This is a genomic window from Micromonospora sp. CPCC 206060 (assembly GCF_036906895.1).
Taxonomy (GTDB): Bacteria; Actinomycetota; Actinomycetes; order Mycobacteriales; family Micromonosporaceae; genus Micromonospora.
This window is the reverse complement of sequence record NZ_JBAKHU010000194.1, coordinates 1-1,953: the sequence shown is the minus strand read 5'-3', so window position 1 is coordinate 1,953 and position 1,953 is coordinate 1. Positions and strand designations below refer to the sequence as shown.

The following is a 1,953-nucleotide window of genomic DNA, read 5'->3' as shown; positions in this document are numbered from 1 at the left end:
CCCGGGCAAGCTGCTGATCACACCATCGAAAGCGGCCGTCAAACGGTTCCGCGCCCGGCTGCGGTCCGAGGTCCGCAATCTCCACGGCGCGAACGCGCTAGCTGTGATCAGCAGACTCAACCCGATCCTGCGTGGCTGGGCCGCGTACTACCGCACGGTCGTGTCCAAGAAGGTCTTCAACGACATCGATTCCACGCTCGTGTGGACGATGCTCAAGTGGGCCAGACACCGGCACGAGACGAAGTCCTACCGATGGATCGTGAACCGCTACTTCGGGCGGTTCCACCCGACCAGGCAAGACCGATGGCTCTTCGGCGACCGGGACACCGGCGCCTGCCTGACCCGCTTGTCCTGGACACCCATCCGCCGACACCAGATGGTCAACGCCGACGCGTCTCCGGACGACCCGGCTCTGACCTACTACTGGCGACAGCGACGACGACGCCGACTGCCACCGGACACGCCTACAGCACCAGGCCCCGCGCCCTACACCCTGCGACGCCCTGCGGGACTTGCTTGAGCCGGATGCGGTGAAAGTCGCACGTCCGGTTCTGAGGGGGCCCCGGTGCAGCAATGCGCCGGGGCTACCCGACGGCGCCCGCCTGGGCGACGGCCGTCAGGTGCACCTGCTGTCCGCGCTGGACACCAGCACCGGCATCGTCCTGGCCCAGGTCACGGTCGACACGAAAAGCAACGAAATCCCCGCCTTCACCCCACTGCTGGACGCTGTCGAGCGCGTGCTCGGCAATCTGGACGGCGTCCTGTTCGTCGCCGACGCCCCGCATACCCAGACGTCTCACGCCGAGCAGATCACCGCCCGCGGCGCTCACCTGTTTCTGCAGGCCAAGGGCAACCAGCCAACCCTGTTCACCCAGCTCAAGACGTTGCCCTGGGCGCAGGTCCCGGTCGGTGACCGCACCCGCGACCGTGGTCACGGCCGCACCGAGACCCGCACCGTCAAAGCCGTCACCCCGCACACCCCGGGCGGGATCGCGTTCCCGCACGCCCAGCAAGCAGTCCGGATCACCCGCACCCGCACCACCGGCGGCAAGACCAGCCGCGAGACCGCCTACCTGATCACGTCCCTGCCCGCCGCCGACGCCCAACCCACCGACCTGCAGCACTGGGCCAGAGCAGAGTGGTTGATCGAGAACCAGGTCCACAACGTCAGAGATGTCACCTTCCGTGAAGACCAACATCAGGCCCGGACCGGTACCGGCCCCGCCGTCATGGCCACCCTGCGTAACACCGCGATCGGCTGGCACCGCATCAACGGCGAAACCAACATCGCCCGCGCCAACCGACGGGCCGACCGACGATCAGACGACCTCATTCAGGCCGTGACCAGCAGTTACCCCAACATGCAATGACCCTGTCGAATGCCCACTGAAAACCAGCTGACCAACTCTCCATCAAACCCGGGGCTTGACGGGCCATCATGGAGTGGGTAGAAGAAGCTGTTGTTGGTGACCGTGGGTGGGCAGGGCGAGCTGATTCGGATCACCTCCGATGGGGACGCCCATCGGCGGCTCGGGCCGGCCGGGTTGGCTGGCCTGGTGGTGGCGACGGCGCGTCTCGCTGGTGAGGGCGCTGGGCGGAAGACGATGGCGGGTACCGCCGCGTTGCTGGCTGATCGTGCCGGGCGCGGCGGCGCCCGGCGCGGTCGGCCGCGAGTATGGGGAACTTTTCGAGGCCCGCGCGGCCGTGGGGGGGGTTTGCTCGCGAGTATTGTGCTCGTGGCGTATGCCGGGTTGGGTGAGGCGGTCGGCTTCCAGGGCGAGAAGTGGGACCTCCCTCACCGTGTCGGGGTCAACACGGAGGAGACCGGCACAATTTTGGTGCCGGACATGAGCGGCGGTCAGCGCGGCTAGTTTGCACGTGGCTGACTGGTTCGCACTGGGTGCCCCTGATTGGGGGCAGGGAAGGAGCGTTGCGCGTTGGCCGCCGCCGCCG

Annotated in this window: 2 protein-coding genes; both read left to right on the top strand. The window is 67.6% G+C overall.

The features are described 5' to 3' along the window. On the top strand, nucleotides 1–520 hold a 520-nt coding region (locus V6U90_RS33165; protein ID WP_334445088.1), incomplete at its 5' end, for a group II intron maturase-specific domain-containing protein. 100 nt (nucleotides 521–620) lie between these two features. Further along, nucleotides 621–1,370: an ISAs1 family transposase gene (locus V6U90_RS33160; RefSeq protein ID WP_334445086.1), complete on the top strand. Its 750-nt coding sequence runs from the start codon at nucleotides 621–623 to the stop codon at nucleotides 1,368–1,370. The last annotated feature ends 583 nt before the right edge of the window (nucleotides 1,371–1,953 follow it).